This is a genomic window from Burkholderia sp. Ac-20349, from assembly GCF_017104865.1.
GTDB lineage: Bacteria > Pseudomonadota > Gammaproteobacteria > Burkholderiales > Burkholderiaceae > Burkholderia > Burkholderia aenigmatica.
On sequence record NZ_JAAGPM010000015.1, the window covers coordinates 38,789 to 60,681 of the forward strand.

General features: G+C 61.4%; 19 protein-coding genes and 1 pseudogene. 5 read left to right on the plus strand and 15 right to left on the minus strand.

Annotated features, from left to right (window positions below):
- Positions 1-10: 10 nt before the first annotated feature.
- The 5 genes from G3N61_RS08285 to G3N61_RS08305 all read right to left on the minus strand — a co-directional run bounded on the left by G3N61_RS08285 (position 11) and on the right by G3N61_RS08305 (position 10,158).
- Positions 11-748 carry a putative type VI secretion system effector gene (locus tag G3N61_RS08285; protein WP_089453709.1) on the minus strand — a complete coding sequence of 246 codons (738 nt, stop codon included), beginning with the start codon at positions 746-748 and terminating at the stop codon, positions 11-13.
- Between the two features lie 2 nt (positions 749-750).
- Positions 751-3,612: a T6SS effector BTH_I2691 family protein gene (locus G3N61_RS08290; RefSeq protein WP_277405090.1), complete on the minus strand. Its 2,862-nt coding sequence runs from the start codon at positions 3,610-3,612 to the stop codon at positions 751-753.
- Between the two features lie 27 nt (positions 3,613-3,639).
- Complete coding sequence (locus G3N61_RS08295) at positions 3,640-4,647, minus strand: DUF4123 domain-containing protein (RefSeq protein WP_089453711.1); 1,008 nt, start codon at positions 4,645-4,647, stop codon at positions 3,640-3,642.
- 4 nt (positions 4,648-4,651) lie between these two features.
- The gene (locus G3N61_RS08300) at positions 4,652-7,183 is read right to left on the minus strand and encodes a type VI secretion system Vgr family protein (protein ID WP_205822139.1); all 2,532 of its coding nucleotides are present in this window, start codon (positions 7,181-7,183) and stop codon (positions 4,652-4,654) included.
- Between the two features lie 674 nt (positions 7,184-7,857).
- Positions 7,858-10,158, minus strand: coding sequence for an NADP-dependent malic enzyme (locus G3N61_RS08305; protein ID WP_205822140.1), 2,301 nt, complete (start codon positions 10,156-10,158; stop codon positions 7,858-7,860).
- A gap of 137 nt (positions 10,159-10,295) precedes the next feature.
- Between G3N61_RS08305 and G3N61_RS08310 the strand changes: the two genes are divergently transcribed.
- Positions 10,296-11,267: a LysR substrate-binding domain-containing protein gene (locus G3N61_RS08310; RefSeq protein ID WP_205822141.1), complete on the plus strand. Its 972-nt coding sequence runs from the start codon at positions 10,296-10,298 to the stop codon at positions 11,265-11,267.
- 69 nt (positions 11,268-11,336) lie between these two features.
- Here G3N61_RS08310 and G3N61_RS08315 read toward each other — a convergent pair whose 3' ends face one another.
- Together G3N61_RS08315 and G3N61_RS08320 are read right to left on the minus strand one after the other, a co-directional pair.
- Positions 11,337-11,987, minus strand: a complete 651-nt coding sequence (locus G3N61_RS08315) for a hypothetical protein (RefSeq protein WP_346778558.1) — start codon at positions 11,985-11,987, stop codon at positions 11,337-11,339.
- A gap of 135 nt (positions 11,988-12,122) precedes the next feature.
- Positions 12,123-14,015, minus strand: coding sequence for an SAM-dependent methyltransferase (locus G3N61_RS08320; protein ID WP_205822143.1), 1,893 nt, complete (start codon positions 14,013-14,015; stop codon positions 12,123-12,125).
- 47 nt (positions 14,016-14,062) lie between these two features.
- Between G3N61_RS08320 and G3N61_RS08325 the strand changes: the two genes are divergently transcribed.
- Positions 14,063-14,602 carry a hypothetical protein gene (locus G3N61_RS08325; protein ID WP_205822144.1) on the plus strand — a complete coding sequence of 180 codons (540 nt, stop codon included), beginning with the start codon at positions 14,063-14,065 and terminating at the stop codon, positions 14,600-14,602.
- A 91-nt stretch (positions 14,603-14,693) separates the two neighbouring features.
- Here G3N61_RS08325 and G3N61_RS08330 read toward each other — a convergent pair whose 3' ends face one another.
- The 6 genes from G3N61_RS08330 to G3N61_RS08355 all read right to left on the minus strand — a co-directional run bounded on the left by G3N61_RS08330 (position 14,694) and on the right by G3N61_RS08355 (position 19,063).
- On the minus strand, positions 14,694-15,248 hold the full coding sequence (locus tag G3N61_RS08330; protein WP_205822145.1) for a hypothetical protein: 555 nt from the start codon (positions 15,246-15,248) through the stop codon (positions 14,694-14,696).
- Between the two features lie 170 nt (positions 15,249-15,418).
- The gene (locus tag G3N61_RS08335; RefSeq protein ID WP_205822146.1) at positions 15,419-15,625 is read right to left on the minus strand and encodes a hypothetical protein; all 207 of its coding nucleotides are present in this window, start codon (positions 15,623-15,625) and stop codon (positions 15,419-15,421) included.
- A 75-nt stretch (positions 15,626-15,700) separates the two neighbouring features.
- A complete protein-coding gene (locus G3N61_RS08340; protein WP_043178503.1) occupies positions 15,701-16,075 on the minus strand; it encodes a VOC family protein in 375 nt (124 codons plus the stop codon).
- A gap of 293 nt (positions 16,076-16,368) precedes the next feature.
- Positions 16,369-16,716, minus strand: a complete 348-nt coding sequence (locus G3N61_RS08345) for a hypothetical protein (RefSeq protein ID WP_205822147.1) — start codon at positions 16,714-16,716, stop codon at positions 16,369-16,371.
- Between the two features lie 478 nt (positions 16,717-17,194).
- Positions 17,195-18,109 (minus strand): alpha/beta hydrolase, encoded by a 915-nt coding sequence (locus G3N61_RS08350; protein WP_043178506.1) that lies wholly within the window; start codon positions 18,107-18,109, stop codon positions 17,195-17,197.
- Positions 18,110-18,196: 87 nt separating this feature from the next.
- On the minus strand, positions 18,197-19,063 hold the full coding sequence (locus G3N61_RS08355; protein WP_205822148.1) for a helix-turn-helix transcriptional regulator: 867 nt from the start codon (positions 19,061-19,063) through the stop codon (positions 18,197-18,199).
- A gap of 268 nt (positions 19,064-19,331) precedes the next feature.
- On the opposite strand from G3N61_RS08355, the gene G3N61_RS08360 reads away from it, so the two are divergent.
- From G3N61_RS08360 to G3N61_RS08370, 3 genes are all read left to right on the plus strand, one after another.
- Positions 19,332-19,790, plus strand: coding sequence for a GNAT family N-acetyltransferase (locus G3N61_RS08360; RefSeq protein ID WP_043178509.1), 459 nt, complete (start codon positions 19,332-19,334; stop codon positions 19,788-19,790).
- 224 nt (positions 19,791-20,014) lie between these two features.
- Positions 20,015-20,440 (plus strand): hypothetical protein, encoded by a 426-nt coding sequence (locus tag G3N61_RS08365; RefSeq protein ID WP_205822149.1) that lies wholly within the window; start codon positions 20,015-20,017, stop codon positions 20,438-20,440.
- A 74-nt stretch (positions 20,441-20,514) separates the two neighbouring features.
- A complete protein-coding gene (locus G3N61_RS08370; protein ID WP_043178512.1) occupies positions 20,515-21,057 on the plus strand; it encodes a hypothetical protein in 543 nt (180 codons plus the stop codon).
- Positions 21,058-21,138: 81 nt separating this feature from the next.
- On the opposite strand, the pseudogene G3N61_RS40050 reads toward G3N61_RS08370, so the two are convergent.
- Both G3N61_RS40050 and G3N61_RS08380 read right to left on the minus strand, forming a co-directional pair.
- Positions 21,139-21,366, minus strand: a pseudogene (locus G3N61_RS40050) (GNAT family N-acetyltransferase); the annotation flags it as partial.
- Positions 21,367-21,491: 125 nt separating this feature from the next.
- The gene (locus G3N61_RS08380) at positions 21,492-21,872 is read right to left on the minus strand and encodes a helix-turn-helix domain-containing protein (RefSeq protein WP_205822150.1); all 381 of its coding nucleotides are present in this window, start codon (positions 21,870-21,872) and stop codon (positions 21,492-21,494) included.
- Between the last annotated feature and the right edge of the window lie 21 nt (positions 21,873-21,893).

Genomic DNA, 21,893 nt, shown 5'->3' on the forward strand with positions numbered 1-21,893 from the left:
CTGCGAAAAATCAGGACTCGTTGTAGCGAAAAATAAGTTTCCCCATTTGCCACGTATCTTCAGGTCGCCTCAATTTCTTAGACGCTTTCGGCAAATTAACGTTAGGAGGATCTTTCCAGCCAAATGTCGCAAATATTTTATTGGCCATCGGCAATTGCCTCTTGAATCGTCGACTGACTCTATAGGCTATAAATATAGCCATGATTTCAACTGAAAGCCAAGCGAGCAACAAGCCCTGCACTAAAGTTTCCCGCCCTTCACTATCGCGCATAGACATCGCAGCCAAAATTAATGTGATGACTAATGCGCAACCGCTCCAAAATGACAAAGATAATTTCAAGAAAAATTTAAATAACGCTCGACTTCCGCGCTCGCAGTGCGGATGAACAGATAAAATACCATCACTGCATCGTCTGATTGCGTACCCCATCCACCCAGACTCTGCTCGATCCGCAACAACCTCGACCTCGTCCCCATTTTCGAAAACAGACAGCCAAAGCCACGCGCGAATTTCTTCGCCGTTCAGCTGGAAAGTCACAAGGTCACCCACCGTATCCGTGAATTCCGTGGATGTGCTGAGGTTAAGTGCAATATCATTCAAGCCTGCCAATGCTGCAACGATCGCAGTGCGCTCCATTGCCCGCTTATCCTCTTCGGTGAAGATGGTTTCATAGGAGGCACGACACTTCGTCATTTCCGTGATAATTCCGCGCAGAAGCACTGGAGCGGTAGTCTGCTTATTTTCCATCTTCAATATCCCGTTGCACCGAGCGCTTTCTCAAACGCGGCCTGCTGCTTGTCCAATGTAAGCCCTTTGTCTGGCGCGGTTCCGAATGGCGAACTGGATAGCCAGTTTTCAAGATCGTCCGGCGTGAAGTAGTTGTAGATCAGCGTAATGACCGTCACGATCACGCCCACCTCCCAGCCCGTTGCGATCAGGATCAGACGTCCACTAAACAAGAGCCATCCTCCCGCGGTTACTTCAGCCGCAAGCCCGGCCGCAACGGTCTCCCCTGCGTAAGCCCCGACCTCCTTGAGTACCGCATCCCCGACAAATGCCCCCAGTTTTTGCCCAGCTAGACCTGCCGCCTTGCCCTCGATCCGAGCCTGGGCACCAGCCGTGCGCGCCGCAAGCCGGCCTAGGAATCGCACCTTTCCCGGAGACAAACTGGACGATCGCATTAGCAGGGGTGCAGAAGAGCTAATAGCTGTCAGGACAGTCGCGACTCCGATCCCAAGATCAAAGAATCCCTTGAAAGCATAGAAAAAAGTTTGTTTTATATTCCCAGATTTCGAACCAGAAAATGCTTTGTGAACATCAATCCAGACTGAAATAAACGATGAAATCCCCCCCAAACAACTCGCGGCGACTTTCAAGTTCGCAAGTGTCATGCTCGCCGAAGTCTTGCCAAAGCTGCTCAGCCATTTGTTGTAGACGTTCAGCCCCGCCCCAACCAACGATAATGTCCCACTCGCAATCGCTAACTCGTCATCTGATGTCTTGTTCGGCTTTGTCCAGAGCAGGAAGTAATTCATCATCTCGATGATGAACAACGCCCCGGAAAGCTTCACCGACGCCGCAGCCTTGTCCCGCGTGGCATTCGGAGTAAGCCGCGCCTCCGCATACAGCTTGCGCACGAGCGCGCCACGGTCATCTTCGGCCAACACGACATAAGCTTGCGCCCGGACCTGCATCGGATCCAAACTCGGATTCTTCGCCTTGATGTCCCATATCGCTTTGCTTACCGCGGTATCCATTTGCCCTTCCCAGGCAGCCAGCTCCGCCACGATGCGTTTCGCGTCATCCAGTACGAGGCCCCCACGGACCAAAAGCGCGCCCTTGATCAAGATCCCGCCAACGGAACGGGAAATCGGTCCGAAGACATTCACCATCGCACGCCCCGACCACAGCATCAATCGCTCGATCCCCAGTGCCTTGAGCGGGCGCTCGGTCGCCGACCCGGCGCGTTCGTGCTTGAATATGTCCTCGACCTTTTCGTAGAACTTTACGAATGCCTTCAGATAGCCAAGATCGAGATAGAGCGATGCCTGCTTCGTCACGTACCACGACGCGGCCCGGTCCACGATGGATTCGCTTTGGCCGGCCCGCACCATCGCCAGGTACGTCTTCATCTCTTCGCGAATATCGGTCTGGTTATACGCGAACGCCCGCCAGTAATAGCTGCGCTCATCGGTCGGATCCATGTTGTTGATGAGTTTTTCAACAATACGTAGCCCCGGATCAGTCGCCGACAATCCAGCGTACGCCTCGTCAATCACCCCGTGAAACGCCAAGCCATCGCCCGCGTCATCCGAATGGTAATCGTTGAGCGCATGCCGGAACGCATCGGAGGACAGCCAGGCGTCGCGGTCGGGCACACGTTGCTTCTGCAACTGTTCGACCTTGAGGGTGACTTTATCGAACCAGGTACTAAAGTTGTTCGGCCATTTCCCGCCCTTGAGGCTCGCTTGGTACTTGTGCCAGGCTTTGTTACCTGCAGTTCGCTTTTCTTCCGGCGTGAGTTGTCCTGCCTTGTCAATCATCTCGAGTGCGCTGGGTGCCATAATGCCGCCGTCACCCGCACCAAGCGCAGCACTCATCATCCCTTGGCGCAGGAGGCTCTCGCTCAATGCGGCTCCACTTCGAACCGACCGTTCGGCCGCTTCGATGGATTGCGTGGCATCGACGCGAAGCGGCTGCATGCTGGTATAGCGCATCAGCGTGCCAGCGGGATCGTTGTGGAACCCAGCAAGTTCGTGCGCGATACCTATCCCATCCCACAACGCCAGCAGCATCGGTTTATGGGGCGTGCCGCCAGCATTCTCGCCAATGTCGTTCATCAGCTTTACCAGATCCTTGCTGGCCGAGCCCGACGGCGAGGTTTGACGGATATACAAGGGATAGCGCGTGGCTTCCTGCTCCCAAATGGTATCGTCCGTTGCACGCCCATAATCATCTACCACGATCGGTTTGGCTGGCGGAGCGAGCAAGTCTGCCTTCAAGCCCGGCTGATACTCGACGATCTGGTCTATCCCGGCCTGTGTCGCAACGGTCGCATGTCCGGCCTCGCCTTTCTGCATACCGAACATGCCACTTCCCGTCTTGATCCACGTAGCCGGCATAATGACCTGCATACGTTCGCCGCGCAGTTTCGAGGACGTCGTATACTTCTCGAAAACTTCTTTGATCCACGGATATTCGGAGAAGGCGATGAAGACTCGCGTCGCCTTTTCGGGCTTCTCGATGGAGATAACATCCATCGGCACGGCGCCGCCGCCCTGCGCGCACGCTGGGTCCGTCTTCGGCACCGACGGTAACGGGATCGTCTGTTTCCAGAGCCGCCCGTCTTCGGTCACGCGGTAGGCTTCCCAGTAGTTGCTGCCACGGGCGCCCTTCTCGTAGAAAAGATAAAGCCAGCCCTCTCGCAACGTTCTCAGACTGTAGTGATGCGCGCTCAAGGAGATGTCCGTGACGCCCGGACCAACGATGCCGGGAGGCATCGCATTCGACATGGTTTTCGGCACAACGGCATACCGAGCCGGCAAGATCGCGAGACCGGATTTCATACAGTTCGGGCACGTCGCGGTACAAGTCAGAGGAGTGTTTGCCATGATCTGTTTCGTTATTCGTTATAGGGTTCAGGCGCGGCCGCCAGCGTTATCCGAGACACGCAAGCGCTCATGCCAGACGCCATTCCGAATTTCCGCAATTTCGTCCGAAGTGAGCTCGTCGATCCGTTCGACATAAAGATCCCCATCGATCCTGGTGCCGAGTATCTGCAGAACCCGCGGATGCAAGTCGAACTCCGGATGCCACGAGAGCGCATGGCCGACAAAAGCCACCTCGTCAGCCTCGTCGGTTAGGCCATAGCGTCGAGCCCTCAGCGACGCCGCCACAGCTGCATCGACCTCGTGTTGCTTCGGTTGGCGGTCGAGATCGTATGCATGCATCGCAAGTGCGCGATTGACGATGCCATGGCAATGGATAGCCTGCCATTGCGCGGCGTCTAGCGCAAAGTCGTCTCGTCGTCCCATAGTGTTCATGCGAATGATGGGCGCCGCTCCAGCGTCGAGGGTATGCCATGCTTGGATGGGCCCCAACAACGCGTGTTGCTGCACTGGTGCCAACATAGGCCAGAGCAGCGCCTGCGAACGAGGATCGTAAAATCTCAGCAAGCAAAGACGACCCTGATCGTCGTTCTGAAGAGCGAGACGCGAGCAATGTGCCGCGACCTCTCGCGCTGATGCAGAACTGGCCAGCCAACCACCGATGCGTTGCCCCAGCCCCTCGGCCATCGATTGCGGGTGCCTGTCCTCGAACGCCAACTGCACGCTTACTTCCAGCGCGGCAACACCAGAATCCGTGTCGAGATCCAGTTCGAGAAGGTAGGGGTAATGTGTGGGCGAAACCGCTTCGTGATCGATGACCACTTCGGTCTTGGGTAGGTCGGCGAATGACGAACTGTCACCAGCGTCGTCGGCCAGCGGATCCCTCTGGCTCGGGTCAACGAGCAACAAGCAATGCATGTCCGGATGCCGGTTAAACCAAGCCGTCAATGCACTAACCTGCCCGCGAATCCTGGCCTCCTCCGCCACGGAATCGTCCGCCTCAATACCGTCACGCCCCTGTGTCTGCATGTCTGACATCGACTTACTCCAGCACGACGGTAGAGGCGCTATTAGCGGACGCCGACGCGGTCTGCCAGGAGCATCCCTTCGTGACACTCGTAATCTGTGCCGGCAAGCGCATCGACGATGCACCCTGCTTGCTCCACGACGCACCCTTCTCGAGAATCTGGCCGGTTGTCCCGTTCTCGATCAGATCCGGCGTGATCTTGATGTACGACCCGCCTGCACCAATCCAGATCTCCTTGTCAGCCGAAATCACCACCCGACCGTCGACACTCGTGATGCTCAGATCCTGTTGCGAGGTCAGTGCCATGGCATCGCTTTTCGCTTGGATCTCGACCTTCCCCTTCGCAGCAAACAGCTTGATCCCCGCGTTCTGCGCGAACAGGCTAATCTTCTCCATCACACTTACGATCAGCGATTTGCCGGCCGCCACGTGCGTGCTCTTACCGCTGACGATATTGACTTGCTGATTAGCCGTCAGTTGCGCTGAATCCTGAGTCGACAGCCCCAAGCCCGCAGGACTCGCCATCAGCATGATCGGTGTCGAAAAGCCGTTCGCGTTGCCCGTGCCGCCCCCGTCCGTCCGGCCGCCACTGCCGGCGCCACCGCTCACGCTATAGTGCGTCGCGTCGGTGAATTTCTTTAGCGCGTCCTGCCCTTCTTGCAGGCTCTCCGCCTGGTTCGCCGAACTCGCCTGTGACGTCAGATCGACAACGGTTTCCGCACTGGCCAACTGCTCGGATGCAGCGGTCACGTTCAACGGCTGGTTCGTCGCTGTCGGGTGCGTTGATACGAACAGGCCCTGCCCCGCCCGAATGGCGCCATAGGCGTCCGATTTGAGGTCGAAACCGCTACCGAGGAACGCACCACGCGTATTGTCGGTCTGCTGGATCAGGTACCCGAGGTGCAAATGAGACTGGTAGCTGCTCGAGTAAAGGTGAACCCGATTCTGCTGCGTCGAGTCGTCCATCACGAGCTGGTTGTAGCCGGTGCCGCCGTACTCGCGCGAGCGTTGACCGGACAGCAAACCGTTTGTGTGCCACACCGGCTGCGTCGCGCCCCCGTACATCCGCGCGATGATGACGGGCCGATCGCAGTCACCTTCCATGAAGCCCACGACGACTTCGTCGCCCTTGCGTAGCGGCTGAATCCCGCCACGGCTCGAGCCCGCATCAAGGAACGTCGGACGTACCCAGCACGACGCGCGTTCATCCTGGCCGTTGCGGCGATTCCAGTGGAACCACACCTTCACCCGGTTCAGCGAATCGGTATAAACCTCCTCGCCGCTCGGCCCGGCCACGATCGCATTCTGCAACTGCATCACGGGCTTCTTGTGTTCGAACGGGCTGCGGAACGGAACGTTGCGCGGTTGCGCTTCGACCATCACCTGAAAGAAACCTTCGCTGCCATCGGCATGGCGAACCGTCGCGCCCGCCTTCGCTTGCGCAACCTCCTCAGCCAGCCCGTCGGGGAATTGCTCTGCTTCGTCCAGACCGGGCAGGTTATTGCAGATCAACCAGTCGACGCCGAGCAGAACGAATTCGCGATCCGGTTGACTGCCCGCATCGTGCACCGGATGGCCGCGCAGTTCGAAGCGCCGCCCCGGCATAGCACAACGCAAGCCGCCGATGCCGTGAAAGCGCTTCATCCGCGACTTGCGCTCTTCGAGCCTAATCTGCGCAAGACGCTCGCCTTGCTCACGATCCGACCACATGTACGCGCCGGGATAGTCGTAGATCTCCCCATCGGTCGGCAGCTTGCCGTCCACGTCGGTCACACCCTGCACCTGCCGAGGAAGATCGGGGCGCTTATAGTCGAACGAGCGCGACGTCAGCTGCGCACTATCGATCTGGAGCTGCTCCTTCCATTGCGCGAACCCGTCCAGTTCGCCGCTGATTTCCGTAGGGCCGAACTCGACAACCGGCTGCTTCAGCTGCGGGACAAAATAAACGTCGTCCGTCAGCACCATCGTGTGCGACCGACCATTGTCCGCCTGCTCGAAGTACGGGAACGCGCCCACCTCTTCAAGGCTGCGATGAACGAAGTTCAGGTCGTATTCCCATTGCACGCGGTTCGAATACGACGGAAGCGGTTTATGCAAATCGAAACGATACGCGCCGCGTGCCTGCGGATGCTGGTCGAATACGTCGGTCAGAATCTGCTCGCCGTTCTGCTCCTGCCAGTCACGCATATCGCGGCGCAGGCGTAGAAAATAGAGCCAGGACGAGAAGGCCAGCTTGTAAAAGGTCAACGGCCCATCCGCCCCCAGCCGGCTGAATCGGTGAACATAGCCATGGATCGGCATGTATGAGCCGTTTGCCTGCTGGATCCAAAGCGTGACCGGCTTGGCGAGCAGCGCGCTGAGTTCGATCTGACTGCCACGTGGTGAAACGGCATCAATCTCGAATTCGTAATCGCGGCCAAGTCTAGCCGTTCCTTTCACATAGAGCGGCAATAACCAGTCGACGCCGAGCGGCGTATCCAGTTTGACAAGACGATTGTATTGCGCGTCGCCAAGACGCAATGTCTTATAAAGCGCGGTATGGCCCATGCAGCTTGCCCTTGGTTGGTATTCAGGTGGGGTTTCTGCCGAGCGGTGATTATAAATATCTTTCGGAACAAGACGATAGTGGCCGTTGCACCTCATCTATTTCAAATAATCGGAAAATGTGACCGGCGCACGCGAAATTAAAGAGACTTCACAATTTTTCAGGGAAAAATTTCCGATTATTATCGTGAGTCGCTTTAAACCACTCATCTCTTTTCTGAACCCGGCCAACAGTGGCGGCTCTGCGGCCGTACTCCCGGATAACGCGCACTGCGCACGGGAAATTCGGCGGATTTCCCCCTCTTTGATGCCGTGCCAGTCGGCCTTGCCCGCATATCGATCGCGAGATTCGTATCGGGGCTCTATTGACGCTCAGCCAGGAATTAAGCGGCTCGTGCTTTCTCGCCCTCGGCGCCACCTATCCCGTCGTCATTTCGATTGGAGAAGTGCAAGAAATGGGAAAATCAGGCGTCGTTTCACGATCTTGTAATAAACGGCACTCGTCAAGATCGCCATAGGGATATGAACAACGCCGATCCCGCCGGTGATCGCATTGACGAACCCGAACGCCGTTTCGACCCACGCCGCGCGACACGACGTGTTCGAATCGATAACAAATGGGGCGGGTTCCCCGAACGACACCACGCCCGGTCAACCCGCCCCCTTTCTGCACCGACTCAGGCACCCGCGTTGCGATTCGCCTCAATCACCGTCAGCGCCGCCATATTCACGATCCGCCGCACCGTCGAGCTCGACGTCAGAATGTTCACCGGCGCATTGACGCCCAGCAGGAACGGCCCCACCGCCACATTGCTGCCCGCCTCGGTCTTGAGCAGGTTGTACGCAATATTCCCCGCGTCTACGTTCGGGCATACGAGCAGGTTGGCCGCCCCCTTCAGCGGCGACATCGGCAGCAGCCTCGACCGCAAGCCCTCGTCGAGCGCACAGTCGCCATGCATCTCGCCGTCCGCCTCGATATCCGGCGCCTGCTCCCGGACGATCTCCAGCGCCCGACGCATCTTCACGCCCGAAGCCGCACTGCCCGACCCGAAGTTCGAGCGCGACAGCAACGCCGCCTTCGGCGTCAGATTCAGCCATTCCATCTGGCGTGCCGCGGCAATCGTGAATTCCGCGATCTGCTCCGCATCGGGGTTGTCGTTGACGTGCGTATCCACCAGCGCGACCGTCCGCTGATCGAGCAACAGGATGTTCATCGCCCCATACGTGGACGCACCCGGCTTCTTCCCGATCACCTCGTCGACGAACCGCAGGTGGTTGTGATACTCGCCCACCGTCCCGCAAATCATCCCGTCCGCATCGCCGAGCCGCACCATCATCGCGCCGATCAGCGTCAGGCGGCGGCGCATCTCGACCCGCGCCATTTCCTTCGAGATGCCGTCCCGGCACCGCAGTTCCCAGTACGTCGTCCAGTATTGCGGGAACCGCTCGTCATACTCGGGGTTCGTCACCTCGACATCCTGCCCGAGCCGGATCCGCAACCCGAAGCGCTCGATGCGCGCCAGCAGCACTTCCGGGCGCCCGACCAGGATCGGACGCGCCAGCTTCTCGTCGACGATCACCTGCACCGCGCGGAGCACGCGCTCGTCCTCGCCTTCGGTAAAGACGATCCGCGCCTTGCCACCGTCGCGCACCAGCTGGCGCGCCGTCGCGAACAGCGGCTTCATGAACGCGCCGGAGTGGTAGACGAATTGCTGCAGTTGCTCGACGTACGCGTCGAGATCGGTCAGCGGGCGCTTCGCCACGCCGCCTTCCATCGCCGCCTTGGCCACGGCCGGCGCGATGCGGACGATCAGGCGCGGGTCGAACGGCTTCGGAATCAGGTATTGCGCGCCGAACGCCACGTCGTACGCACCATAGGCGGCCGCAACGACTTCGTTCTGCTCTTCCTCGGCCAGCCCCGCGATCGCGTGAACCGCGGCGATCTCCATTTCGCGGGTGATCGTCGTCGCGCCCACGTCCAGCGCGCCGCGGAAGATGTACGGGAAGCAGAGGACGTTGTTGACCTGGTTCGGGTAGTCCGAGCGGCCCGTCGCGATCACGACGTCGTCGCGCGTCGCATGCGCCAGTTCCGGGAAGATTTCCGGCGTGGGATTGGCCAGCGCAAGAATCAGCGGACGCGGCGCCATCTCTTTCAGCATGTCGGCGGTCAGGATGCCGCCGACCGACAGGCCCAGGAACACGTCCGCGCCGCCGATCACTTCCGCGAGCTTGCGCGCGTCGGTTTCCTGCGCAAAGCGCGACTTGGCCGGGTCCATCAGCGCAGTGCGGCCGCGATAGACGACGCCTTCGATGTCGGTCACCCAGACGTTTTCAACCGGCAGCCCGAGGTCGACCAGCAGGTCCAGGCAGGCCAGTGCGGCGGCGCCGGCCCCCGACGTCACGACCTTCACCTCCGAAATCGACTTCCCGACGACCTTCAGCCCGTTGATGAACGCGGCGGAGACGGTGATGGCGGTGCCGTGCTGATCGTCGTGGAAGACCGGAATCTTCATGCGATCTCGCAGCTTCTGCTCGACCGTGAAGCACTCGGGCGCCTTGATGTCCTCGAGGTTGATGCCGCCGAAGGTCGGCTCGAGACCGGCGATGATGTCGACCAGCTTGTCCGGATCGGTTTCGTTGATCTCGATGTCGAACACGTCGATCCCCGCGAACTTCTTGAACAGCACGGCCTTGCCTTCCATGACCGGCTTGGACGCGAGCGGGCCGATGTTGCCCAGACCCAGCACGGCCGTGCCGTTCGTGATCACGCCCACCAGATTGCCGCGGCTCGTGAAACGGTGCGCCTGCAGCGGATCGGCGGCGATGGCTTCGCACACGCCCGCCACGCCCGGCGTGTAGGCCAGCGCGAGATCGCGCTGGGTCACGAGCGGCTTGCTGGCGACGACCGAGATCTTTCCCGGGGTCGGAAATTCGTGATAGTCGAACGCGGCCTGCTGCTGTGTCTCTGTCTGTTTCATGTTTTTCCGATCCGGGCACGGGCGCCAGGCCAGTCCCGGCGCGATCCATGAAGGTGATTCTAGGGATCCGCCATAAGGTGATGATTCTGTTTTAATATCGGCCCATCACTTTTTCATGATGAATACATGACCAGTCAATGACTTTTGACGCAAACGACGTGGTCAGGCGGCTGGGCGCGCGCCTGAAGATGCGGCACCTGGTGCTGTTGTTGCAGATCCAGCAGCACGGATCGCTGACGCGCGTCGCGGAGCACATGGCCAGCAGCCAGCCGGCCGTGACGAACGCGTTGTCCGAGCTGGAGAGCATGTTCGGCACGCCGCTGTTCGAGCGCTCGTCGCGCGGCATGCGGCCCACCGCGCTCGGCGCGGTCGTGCTCGAGCGGGCGAAGGCGATGATCAAGGATCTCGACCACCTCGCCCGCGAAATGGAAGCCGTCGCCGCCGGGCATGCGGCCCACCTGCATATCGGCGTGATTCCGTTCATTTCCGGACAGATGCTGTCGGCGGCGCTCAAGCGGCTGCAAGCGCGCATGGAGCGGCGCGTGACCGTGACGATTCACGAAGGCACCAGCGATCAGCTCCTGCTGCAGCTCAGGGACCACAGCGTCGACATCGTGATCGGGCGGGCGTCGTCGGCGATCGATCTGGGCCAGGTCTCCTTCGAGGTGCTGTACCAGCAGCAGCCGCGCATGATCGCGAGCCGGCGTCTTGCCGCGAAACTGGCTCGCACCGCGCTCGACTGGCACAAGCTGCACGCGCTCGACTGGATTCTCGGCGCACCGCATACGCCGATGCGGGAACAGGTGACCGACCTGTTCCTGTCGGCCGGCATCCCGCCGCCCGTTCCGATCGTCGAAAGCTATTCGTCGAAGCTGATCGGCGAGATGATCGCGTCGAGCGACGAGGCCGTCTCGATCGTGCCCGCCGATATCGCGGAAGAACTGGTGCGGTTCGCCGGCGTGGCGATCGTGCCGTACTCGCTGGTGTGGACGCTCCCGCCGATCGCGCTGTTTACCCGCGCCGCCGATTCGCGCGCGCCGGCGCGCGATCTGCTCGTAGACGCACTGCGCAAGGTGTGCAGGGAGACGTACGGCGAAGCGCAGCGATGAGGGTTCGCGCGCCGGGCCCGCCGAAAGCCGTCACGTGCTTCGACGGATACCGGGCCGCCCCGTAGCAGGCTACTGGCTGGCGGCGAGGCGCCGCAGAATTTCCGCACGCTCGGCGGTCAGCACATGATCCGAGCCCTCGCCGCGGTCATAGCGCTTGGTCGTCCGGTAGGAAAACCGCTTCCTGTACTGGCTGGTGGCGGGATCGAACACCCACGCATCGACGACGAACAGGTGCGCCTCGAAATGACTCTCGCCGTCGCCCCACAGGTAATCGGCTCGAACGAACACCGGATAGGGCGACACGTCCGGCACCTTCCACATCGCGCGGTCGGCCAGCTCCGTCTGGGTGACTTTCGGCATCAGGTTCTCGATCTTGCCGTTCGCGCCATAACGTAATATCGCCACGCGCTCCAGCATCCCGCTGCCACCGCCGAAGAACATCCCCGAGAAGAACACCCACGAGCCGCCCGACGCAATCGGCAACCGTTCGGATCGCGGCTTCAGACCGAACTGGTACACGTCCTTCGAGCCATCGTAAAGCGGCGCGGGCGGCATTTCGAAGCACGGCGCGCGATCGGGGAGCACGCAGAGTTTCACGCCGGACAACGGGAACCCCTCGTTGTCCAGCCGGCCCTCCGCCTGGGCGAAACGCGGGAATGCGAGTTCGCTGGATGCGGCTTGAGCCCCTGCGATGCCAACAATGGAAATGCTCAAGATCACGCCGAGCCGCTTGAAAACCCTGCGCATGCACCTGCCCCCCTTCTCTCATGTTTTGTCAGGCGCGAATTGTCGATGATCCGGCCGAGTCTGTCGAATGAACGGGTGCGGCCGGCGACGCGCGCCGGCCAACACACGTCAGACAGTGGCCAGCACCAGACGCCCCGGTGACGCGCCGATATGCAGCCCGTCGGAACGATTCGCGAGATAACGCTGGTTCAACTCGTCCGGCGTCCAGGTGTTGCAGTGGCTGAAGCCCAGCGCAGCCAGCCGCCCGGTCAGCTCGGCGGGTTCGAAGAAGCTCTTCCACGGTTCGCCACGCTCGGCGAAGCGCGCCATCATCTGCTCCACCGCGATACGCACGATCGGCGACAGGCTCGACAGCGGGACCACATATTCGAGCAGAACCGCACTGCCTTTGGCGCAGCCGGCGATGAAGCGCAGCGTCTCGACGACCGCGGCCTCGTCGAGATACATCGTCACGCCCAGCCAGCTGAACAGCGCCGGCGCATCGGGATCGAAGCCGGCGCGCGCCAGTCCCTCCGCGAGACCGACGCGCTCGAAGTCGACCGGCACGAACTGCAGCGACGGCGGCACCGCGATGCCGGCCTCGCGCAAGCGGGCCTGCTTCCACGCCTGCGTCGCCGGCAGGTCGACCTCGAACACGCGTCCCGGCGCATCGGGTCGCCGGTATGCGCTGGTATCGAGCCCCGCGCCGAGCACCACGTACTGGCGGGTGCCGCGTTCGATCGCATCGGCCCAGACGTCGTCGGCCAGCCGGCTGCGTACGACCACCGTGCTGCGCATGCCCACGGTCATCGGCTGGCGGAACTTGTCGAGGTTGTCGCGCAACGCTTGCGCCTCGGCCGTGCCGAGGACGGTCAGCGCGACCGGATCGTCGAGCACCAGCGGCCGGTCGAGCAACTGGTGCGCGGCCCGCTGCGTGGCCACCATCAATGCGCTCGGCTTGGGGCCGGCGTTCACCGGCGTCGTGTCGTGGCCGACGATATGCGCCCGGTTCAGATAGGCGAGCAACGCATCGTCGAGGCCGATGCCCAGTTGCAGATCCGGTTCACGCATCATCGCATCGCGCACGCGTGCTTCCAGCGCCGCGTCGTCGCCGCAGAAGCTGTCGAGAAACAGCTGCTGCCAGCGCTTGACGACGGCCTGCACCGGTGCGGCGCCGGCGTCGACGCCCGCATCCAGGTGCGCTCTCAGCTCGACCACCAGTGCCGGCCACGCCCGATGCTTCATCGCGGCGAACTGGCGCCGCCGCACTTCGTCGGCCTGAGCCGGATCGAGGTATTTCGCAAGCAGCGCACAGCGCGCGTGCGTGAACGCTTCGTCGATCCATGCCAGCATCTCCGCCGTGATGCCGACGATTTGCGGGGCGCGCGGCTCGTCGAGCTGCATCGTCATCAGCTTGGTCGCGAGCGTCGGGTCGTTGCGGGTCATCCGGACCACGAGCCGGATCCAGCGCCACGCCAGTGCATGGGCGGCCTCGCTGTCGGCCGGCAGCGCCTGCTGCCTGGCAATGCGCACTTCGTCGATCAGTTCGAGCCAGGATGGATCCGTCGGCGCGATCGTATCCGGCCCGGATGCCAGCAGCGCATCGAGTTCGTCGTCATCAAGGTGTTTTTGCATCATGTTCATCAACTCCAGAGCGTTCAGCCAGTCGGTCGCCGTGGTCTCGTCGCCGGCGGCGATCATGTCCACGATGTATCGCAGGTGACGACTGAGGCGCTGCGCGCGCGATGCCTGCACGTCGAGTTCCGCAATCTGGCGCCGCAGAAGCTGGAGCGGCGAACCGGCGAGTTGACCATCGAGGCTGGCCTTGATGTCCGACAGCGAATACCCGAACCGCTTCAGCGCCTCGATCCGATGCAGCCGGACGAGGTCGTCCCGCCCATACAGGCGCGCGCCGCCGTCCGTGCGCTGCGACGGTGACAGCAGCCCGATTGCATCGTAGTGATGCAGGGCCCGGACGCTCAGTCCCGCCTGCTTCGCCAGATCGCCGATTTTCAGTCGCATTTTTTCCCAGTCGTCGGTGTCGACCATAAAAGCTGACGTAGCGTCAGGTGCAAGTGAAATCGAAGGGTTTGTGTGTGCGGCTGGAAGACGTCGGGGCCATCTGCCGGGTCTTCGCGCAAACCTGCCGCGAATGTGTGCGGCGGCGTTCGCGGAATCTTGTCGACGAAGCCCGATCATGCCGAACGCGGGAGAAGGAAGAGATATGCTTCAGTCGTCTGTCTTTCGCCATGATTCAGGGGGTTCCGTTGAGGCGACGCTACGAAGCGGCATTCATTCTCCCGCTACCGAATGAAAAGCGGCTAACCGACGATGGCTGGGAGTTCAGTGCCGATACCCGTCTGCCCGAGGCCACCCGAATCTTCCTCGCGACGACGCTCGGGATGCAGCCACTCGAACGGTTCGCCGGCGAACAACACTTCGTGAGTCCGGAAGTTGATGCATCCGCGCTTGAGGACGACAACGGCGCGATCGAGTTGGTGCATATCAAGCTGTACGACATGCGCGCCGAACACCTTTTGAAGATGTTTGACGCCAGTTCGCTTGCGGCGACCACGGAGCTGTTTTTCCCGCCATCGTGGAAGAAATAGACCATTCATCCGGCCGCTACGCCAACGGCCAGACTGAAGTCGCACGCTGGAACCCACTCGAACACGGCGTTGGCGAGAAAAACCACGTCGATCACGGCCTCTTGCAAAAGAACTTTGCGTCGTCCGGGTCGATCTTGACGGGATATTCACGCCCGATCAGCGCCCGTTCCGCGTCGCTCGGGTTTCCGAGCCACTTTGTCTCGCAGCGGTACAGCAGCCGTCCTGCCGCGCGATGTGATTGTTCATCGTAAAGCAGGGCAACATTCGTCACGTTGCACTGGTGGGCCTGGCAAATGTGATAAAGCCATTCGCGAGACTCACCGATTTGCCACAGTGTCCCTTCCGTCGCGGGACCGCTCAGCAAGCGCTTTCGAATCGTTTTCGAATCCTGGCCGGCCAGATTCAGGAAACGGTCGAATGCGGCCGATACCGTCCGGCCGATCGCCGTATCGAATTGATCCCCGTCCGGACCGACGAGATTGAAGATCTCCGTTTTATATCCGGAGCTTGCCGGCGTGATGTTCTTTGGTACCGACGCTTCGGCGTGAGCCTGGCAGTGGTATGCCAACGGGAAAAATAAAACCGCCCGCAAAAGTACGGCCCGTGCCCGCAAGGAGAACACGCCCGCACCGCTGTCGGCGCGCATCCCGTTACCGCGATTTCTCGTCATTCTTTTACGCTGCCTTTCCACTACTGATTGACACGCCAGACACCGAAACCCGGCGCCTGCTCCTGACCGCTCGCGCTCCGACGCGTACCGCGCGCCCACGCCGACAACGTTTTGCACGCCATGCGTCAGCGTGATTTTCCTGAACGCTAACCAAGGGATAAGTAAATTCCGGTACCGGCATCACCGATGAACAAGAGCGCAATGAGGAGGCAGGCAACTCGCCACACACCGCGCAGGCGAGTCGCCCCGAAATACAATCCCACCACGCCGACACAAAGCGTCACGGGCCAGTATTCCATGCCGGTTCCAAGCACGATGAGATAAAAAGGCCAATCAATGGTGATTTCACTCATCCGGGAATGCTCGGTTGCGTGCGTGGCGTATGCGTTCGCTCATGGTTTGAATGACAGCGATCAGTCGCCCGACGCTCACCCCTCCGCCCGATGACACACCACCTCGATATTGTGCCCATCCGGCCCGATGACAAACGCCGCGTAGTAATTCGCGTGATAGTGCGGCCGCAGCCCCGGCGCGCCATTGTCCTTCCCGCCTGACTCCAGCGCCGCGCGATAGAACGCGTCGACTTGCTGCCGATGCTCGGCCACGAACGCGATGTGAAGATGCGCCGGTTTCTCCGTCGTCTGGAACAGGCACAACGAGGGCTGGCCCGGCGGAGAAATCTCGATGCCGTACGAAGGCTCGCCCTCCCCCTGCACCACTACGCCAAGCGGTTCCAGCGCGTTCAGGAAAAACGCCTTGCTGGCTGCATAGTCGCTCACGCCGAATTTGACATGGTCAAACATGACTCCCCCTCGGATAGATGGGTCTGCCGACACCCGGATGGAATGCGGAAATCACCGCGATGTTGCCACACGTAGCCGTCGCCGGCACCCCCGCTCGCAACCGAACAAAAAAAGCCCGACACAGTCGGGCCAACGAGCGAGATACAAGGAGACATCCCGCTCATCCCTCATCGAGCGGTCACACCGTGCTACACAACGTCATCGCGATGCCTGGCGACACCCGGCAATCTCAAACGACCCTGCAACCGATCGTCGGTCGCCCGGACCGCCAGGAAGGATTCAGAGAGAGATAGCTATTGCGAAACCGGGGTGCCGGATGACCCGTCCGCCGGCATGGTCGGCAAAGGAATGGCCGCACTATTCGCCCCGCTGCCCGTTGCGCCGGCCGAATTCGTGGTGCCCGTCTGTCCGCGGCGGCCGCGGTGTGCGCCACGCGCGACCGGAGGCGCGCTCGCGGCAACCGGCCGTATTGGCGGATGCGCGATGTACTGGAAGTTGTCATTGATCGCGCTATTGCCCGTGTCGTACGAGCGGTGCACGAATACGCTGCTGGCCACGGGCTCGCTGGCTTGCGCGAATGCCGACGGCATGGCGGACATCATCGCGGCCGCCGCCGCCGCGCTCAACGCGGCGATCCGCACGAGCGAACCGGCACCGCGGACTGTCGGGCGTACTGTCACGCTACGTTTCCTCCAATGTGCATCCGGTCGGCGATCGTTCGGCCGCCCGCGGCGCCCGCCCGAAAAAATTGGCCCGCACTTGAACGCGCGGGCCAAACCGAGAACACAACAACAACCTTGGGGGGGTATCAAGGCGAGACCAGTCTAGCCCGAGTCACCGGAAAGAAAATTTCAGGCCAAATTACAGCTATTACTCCATATAACGAAGCCTCGGTCGCCGTCGCGTGCGTTCAGGTGGTGACACATCGCCCATGAGGCCGTGAGCCCGCGTGCCCGTGTCACGACGGCTCGGCTTGCCGTTCGCGTACACCGCTTCCGGCCGGCAGATTGGCGCCATCGCGCATCAAGCTCTCATGTGCCCGGCAAACGCACGCACCGTCAAAACCGGCGGCGACTGTCATACAAGCCGTGGACACCGCCGACGCAGCAACGGGCCAGATCAACGCGTGCCGGCCAAATGCAGCGTGAACCATTCCACCGCCGCCCGGCTGGTTGCGTCGAAATGCTCGATATACGGCGTGAAATGCCCGCCCTTGATCTGGAGCAAGCGCTTCGGCTCCAGCGCGTTACCCCACGCCTTGAGGCAAAGATCGGTGGGCGTCAGCAGATCCTGGTCGGCCACGATCATCAGCAACGGGGTGGGCGAGATGCGATCGACATACTGGCCCGGTTCGTTCTCGCGCGACATCTCGGCGCTGCGCAGCGTCACTTCGTTTTTCCAGTTCGGTGCAAACTGCGCCGCCGACTCGGTGAAGAACCGGTACGCATCGGCGCCGGCCATCGCACAGGCTGTCGCGGGATCGGCACTGACTGCCGGCAACATCGCCGGCGGGCCGCCCGCGAATCGCTGCGCGCGATCTTCATTGAAGCGAGCCAGCAGCGCCGGCACCAGATCGGAACGCGTGCGGCGCAACGCCGACTGATACCCGCTGATCGTCGGCACCTGCGCCACCACGCATTTGACGCGCCGGTCGATTGCCGCGACTTCGAGCACGTGGCCGCCGCTGTAGCTGGTGCCCCAGATGCCGATGCGTGCGGCGTCGACCTCGGGGCGGGTCAGCAGATAGCTGATCGCATCGCGATAGCCGCGCTTCTGTTGCACGGGGTCGATCTCCTGACGCGGGTACCCGTCGCTCGCACCGAAATTCCGGTGATCGTAGAGCAGCACGCCAAAACCGCTGGCGGCAAACACTTCGGCGTAGCGGTCCAGATATTGCTCCTTCACGCCGGAGAAACCGTGCGCCATCACGATCGCCGGATACGTCGGCGTATCGGCGAGGCGCTGCGCCGGCTCGTAGTACCAGCCTCGCAGCGTGGCGGCTTCGGACAGGAATTCGATGTCGTGTCGCGTCATGTCGGCTTGCCTCATTCGGTCAGTGGGTTCGATGAGCGACACGATAAAGGCACGCGCCACGCGCCGCATGTGCTGGAAAGACGATTGCTACGCGGAATCGGACAGTTTCGCGTACGCGCTGGGCGTCATGCCGACAAACCGGCGAAACACGGTCGAGAAGGCGCTCGTGGTTTCATAGCCGAGTTCGGCCGCGACGGCGATCACCGCGCATCCCGACGCCAGCAGCGGGCGTGCGGCCGAAATCCGGGCCTGCTGCCGCCACTGGCTGAACGACAACCCGGTTTCGGCAGTGAACAGCCGGGCGAGTGTCCGGCTCGATGCACCGACTTCATCGGCCCATTCCGTCAGCGTTCGCTGATCGGCCGGATGCTCGAGCAGCGCGTCGCAGACTCGGGCAAGACGCCGGTCCTGGCCGGACGGCAGCGGCAAGGGCTGCTCCGGAGACCACTCGATCTCGGCCAGCATGAGCTGGATGACGAGATCGTCTCGTCCATCGGGATTGACCTCGACCGGGAACGACGACGCGCGCACGATCAACTCGCGCAGCAGCGGCGAAACGTTGACCAGGCTCGGCTGATCCGGGGTTGCCGACCGATACGCTCGCGGGTCGACGTAGGCGGTACGCATTTCGAGTGGTCCGTGTGCGCGCATCGCGTGCGGCAGGTCGGGCGGAATCCAGAGTGCGCGATGCGGCGGGATCATCCACAGCGACTGGCCGGCGACGACTTCGGCGATGCCCGTCGTGGTGTAAACGAGTTGCGCGCGCGGGTGCCGATGCTCGGCGACGACGAAGCCGTCGGGAAAGGCTTTCGGCATGACGGTGGCGATGCCTGGCGCATGCTGGTAGTCGCGCGGATCGGTGCTCTTCGCGACGGGTGCGATACCGGCCCGCTTCGGCGCCGCCGCCGCGTCGTGCTCGATCGCTTTACCGTGGCCGCGCCCTTCGCCCTTCATCGCTCGTCCTCTCGTTTGTGCGGAATCGCCAGGTCGTGCGATCCGGTCGAATCGGACAGATGATACGGGAATGTCGGATCCCGGGAATCCCGGAAGAAAACAGTGAATCGATAACGAGATCTCACGGCCGATTCGCTGTACCGCACACTCGATACGTCGCGCTGAATGTCCGGTCTCGCCAGTTTCAGCGCAGTCTGCGCGATCTTGGAAGTTCGATTCCGTGCTGCTATCGTTGTGCACCTTGTGAAGCTTTCGGAGCGGCCGACAGATGCCCTTGATCTTGCGTCGAGCGATTGCGGCGGATGCCGCAGAGGTGGCTGAAGTCTATCTACGGTCGCGCAACACGCTGGCATCCTATGCGCCGCTCGCGCACGCCGAAGCCGCGGTCCACGATTGGGTGGCCAACGTACTTGTGCCGTCGGGCAATGTCACCGTTGCCGTGAACGATAACCGCATGGTCGGCATGGCCGCGCACGTCGTTACCGATGGCGTGGCATGGCTTGACCAGTTGTACGTGTGCCCCGAATTCAAGCGACGAGGGATTGGATCTTCCCTCCTGGAATCGGTGAAGTCGCAGACGGTGGGCATGCTCCAGCTCTATACGTTCCAGATGAATCGCGATGCTGCTGCGTTTTATGAACGGCACGGGTTCGTTGCGATTGCATACAGCGACGGAAGCAGGAACGAGGAAGGTTGTCCCGATGTTTTGTATCGCTTGGCGCGATAGCGTCGGCCCGCATGGCACGCATCGCGTGTTCGTCATCGGCGATGATTGAAGAGATGAGACGGGAATGGTTGCCGAGGAGAAATGTGGTCAGTCAATTCAGTCCAGCCAACCATCGACAAGCGTCCTCGACACCGCCAGATCGCTAACGAAGCGTCTTTCGACATAGCGATTTAGAATCGCTTCTTGCTGCGATCTACAGCAGCGTGCGAACAGCCAGGAACCCAATGCATACCGTCAAGATCGCCAGGAACCGCCCGGATTTCAGATGCTTTATCGACCTGCTGTACGGGCCCCCGCGGAATGTGGACACGGACGGCGACGCCTATCCGGTCCACAGCAGGCTTTGGACGCGCCTGTATCTCCGCGACAGGAAAAGCGACGCCCCGAGCGTCAAGATCGATCCGACCGACACCGATCCGGCAATCTTCACGGTTACATCGGATGCGCCAGAACTGGAAGAGTTGACCGCGCTCTATCTGTATCTCACCAGTGGCGACTCGATCAGTGCCTCGGAAAACCTGTTGGCGGCACCGGACATCGACCGGCTCAGGGAAAAACATGCTGAAGCACTTCAGCGGGCCGATCAATCCGTCTGGCACCAGTCTTCGGATGAAGACCCTTACCCGAATCAGCGCACGGCAGCCGGTTGAACATTGCCGACGTCGTGACGAAAATTGCCGATCCTGAAATCGCCTGACCATCCAATCTGATACCCCGATTCGCCATGAGTGACAATATCGTCTGGGTCGTCGACATCGACGCAAGCCTTGAAGAAGCACCGATCCTCGCGCAACGCGGCATCGCATGGCTGGCCGAGCAAGGCATCGTGCAAGCGGTGCCCGAAAGCGGCAATGGGCTGCACGGCGATATCTATCGTCCCGGCCCGAATGCCGGTGCGTGGTCCGAGTTCATCAATCTCGGCAACGACTGGTGTGGCGTCGGCCTCGAGACCGAACGCACGGTCTTTCATTCAGGCCCGGGGCCCAACGACGTACGTTGTCCACACTGCGGCGCGTCTCACTCACTCGATGAGGTGCCCTGGGGCGACGCAGTCGGCGCCTGGTACTCGAACGAAGCCGATGACACGCTCGCCTGCCCCGCATGCGGCGGCTCGGCACGCATCGTCGACTGGACGTTCCTCGAGCTCGACTGGGCGTTCGGCAATCTCGGATTCGGGTTCACGAACTGGTTGATCGAGCCACGTCTGGCCGTCGAACTCGGCAAGATTCTCGGGCATCGCGTCAAGATCGTGCACCACCACATCTGACGGCTTGCATCGGCGTCCCGCGCGTGACGCGATGCGCCGGAACATCCCCGCCTTGTCGCGCAGCAACGACGGCTGGAAGCCATAACGCTCGGAGAACTTCGGCGTCCCATGATCGGCCATCAGGCTGACATGGGCGGTCGGCGGCGCATGCTCGTGAATGTAGCCCATGAGTGCGCGCATGATCAGGTCGCCCACGCCCTTCTTCTGGTGAGCGGGCAACACCGCGATATCGACGATCTCGAAGATACATCCGCCGTCGCCGATTACCCGGCCAACTCCGACCGGGACGCGGTCGCAATGAGCGACGACGCTAAAGAAACTGCTGCAAGCCTTGCTGCTGCAGGTGTGTTACTCGGTGCGCCGCGAGCGCATGCCGATGGATTCGAAACAGGCAGGCGGACCGGGTTGAGGTTAGCCCAGCGCCCCTCCCGACTTCAGTCGGAAGACTCCGGCGAGATTTTTTCAGGACTCCGCAGCGACGTTGCCCATTTCGTCAACGCCACGAAAATCGGCTTGAGCGCGCGAGCGTGATCCGTCAGAACATATTCCACCCTCGGTGGAATCTCTGCATAAGCCGTCCGGTTGACCAGCCCATCCGCTTCCAGCGCCCGAAGTTGCGCGGTAAGCATGTGCTGGGTGATGCCCGGCAGCGCCTTGCGTACCTCGCCGAAGCGCAGCGATCCATCGAGCAGGACCCACATGATTTCCACTTTCCACTTGCCGCGGATGATGTCGATCGCTTGGCGGAACTCATTGAGTTCGGCCTCCGTCGGCGGACAACGCGGCGGTACGCCATGATCAGTATGGTTGTTCATACTAGTCTCTTTTTTCATCCT

What these genes read in the sequence shown, in the direction of transcription:
- G3N61_RS08380 (WP_205822150.1), bottom strand. Translation starts at nt 21,872, where the DNA reads ATGAACAACCATACTGATCATGGCGTACCGCCGCGTTGTCCGCCGACG.
- G3N61_RS08330 (WP_205822145.1), bottom strand. Translation starts at nt 15,248, where the DNA reads ATGCGCGCCGACAGCGGTGCGGGCGTGTTCTCCTTGCGGGCACGGGCC.
- G3N61_RS08360 (WP_043178509.1), top strand. Translation starts at nt 19,332, where the DNA reads ATGCCCTTGATCTTGCGTCGAGCGATTGCGGCGGATGCCGCAGAGGTG.
- G3N61_RS08365 (WP_205822149.1), top strand. Translation starts at nt 20,015, where the DNA reads ATGCATACCGTCAAGATCGCCAGGAACCGCCCGGATTTCAGATGCTTT.
- G3N61_RS08295 (WP_089453711.1), bottom strand. Translation starts at nt 4,647, where the DNA reads ATGTCAGACATGCAGACACAGGGGCGTGACGGTATTGAGGCGGACGAT.
- G3N61_RS08320 (WP_205822143.1), bottom strand. Translation starts at nt 14,015, where the DNA reads ATGCGACTGAAAATCGGCGATCTGGCGAAGCAGGCGGGACTGAGCGTC.
- G3N61_RS08285 (WP_089453709.1), bottom strand. Translation starts at nt 748, where the DNA reads ATGGAAAATAAGCAGACTACCGCTCCAGTGCTTCTGCGCGGAATTATC.
- G3N61_RS08355 (WP_205822148.1), bottom strand. Translation starts at nt 19,063, where the DNA reads ATGAAGGGCGAAGGGCGCGGCCACGGTAAAGCGATCGAGCACGACGCG.
- G3N61_RS08300 (WP_205822139.1), bottom strand. Translation starts at nt 7,183, where the DNA reads ATGGGCCATACCGCGCTTTATAAGACATTGCGTCTTGGCGACGCGCAA.
- G3N61_RS08350 (WP_043178506.1), bottom strand. Translation starts at nt 18,109, where the DNA reads ATGACGCGACACGACATCGAATTCCTGTCCGAAGCCGCCACGCTGCGA.
- G3N61_RS08290 (WP_277405090.1), bottom strand. Translation starts at nt 3,612, where the DNA reads ATGGCAAACACTCCTCTGACTTGTACCGCGACGTGCCCGAACTGTATG.
- G3N61_RS08370 (WP_043178512.1), top strand. Translation starts at nt 20,515, where the DNA reads ATGAGTGACAATATCGTCTGGGTCGTCGACATCGACGCAAGCCTTGAA.
- G3N61_RS08305 (WP_205822140.1), bottom strand. Translation starts at nt 10,158, where the DNA reads ATGAAACAGACAGAGACACAGCAGCAGGCCGCGTTCGACTATCACGAA.
- G3N61_RS08335 (WP_205822146.1), bottom strand. Translation starts at nt 15,625, where the DNA reads ATGAGTGAAATCACCATTGATTGGCCTTTTTATCTCATCGTGCTTGGA.
- G3N61_RS08340 (WP_043178503.1), bottom strand. Translation starts at nt 16,075, where the DNA reads ATGTTTGACCATGTCAAATTCGGCGTGAGCGACTATGCAGCCAGCAAG.
- G3N61_RS08310 (WP_205822141.1), top strand. Translation starts at nt 10,296, where the DNA reads ATGACTTTTGACGCAAACGACGTGGTCAGGCGGCTGGGCGCGCGCCTG.